Raw genomic sequence first — 725 nt, 5'->3', positions numbered from 1 at the left:
CACCTTCCACCAGTGGGGTGGTCGGGGTAAACGCCCAGGCACCGTTGTTGTCGGTCACGACCGAGCCCAACAGGTTGCCGTTGTCGTACACCTTGATAACGCTGCCCGGCTCGGCCGACCCGTTGAAGGTCGGGGTGGCGTCGTCGGTCACGCTGCCGCTGCTCAATGGCCCGCGCAGGTCACCCACGTCGTCAATCGCCCCGCCAATCACTGGCTGTGCTGGTGCTTCGGTGTCCACCTTCAGCTCAAACGCCGGGGCGGTCACGCTGTTACCCGCCGCATCTTCCGCGGTCACGGTCAGGCTGTGGTTGCCGTCGCCCAGGTCGGTCTCTGGCGTAAAGCTCCAGTTGCCGTCCGGGTTCACGGTGGTGGTGCCCAGCACGGTCTCACCGTCTTTCACGGTCACCACGCTGCCCGGCTTGCCGCTGCCGATAAGTTCCGGACGGCTATCGTCCGTTACGCTACCTTCAGCGATATTGCCGGTGATCGGGCCCACGTTATCCTGCACTGAACCGATGCTCACCGGAACCTTGATGTCGTCCACCACGATGTTCACACCCGGGCTTGGCTCACTTACGTTGCCGGCCGGATCGGTCACGGTGGTGCTCAGGTTATGCTCGCCGTTATCCAGCGGTTCACTCGGGGTAAACGTCCAGTTACCGTTCTCGTCGATCACGGTGCTGCCGATCACGTTGCCGTTGTCGATCACCGTCACGATGCCATCC

General features: G+C 63.0%; 1 protein-coding gene. It reads right to left on the bottom strand.

Annotation, left to right across the window (positions count from 1 at the left end):
- A partial coding sequence (locus tag AC2A1E_RS24240; protein ID WP_484385881.1) for an Ig-like domain-containing protein occupies nt 1-725 on the bottom strand: 725 nt, incomplete at both ends.

The sequence above is a fragment of the Serratia sp. HNCC26DJ206 genome (genome assembly GCF_057180605.1).
The sequence above is the reverse complement of the archived record's forward strand: the minus strand, read 5'-3'. Positions and strand labels throughout refer to the sequence as shown.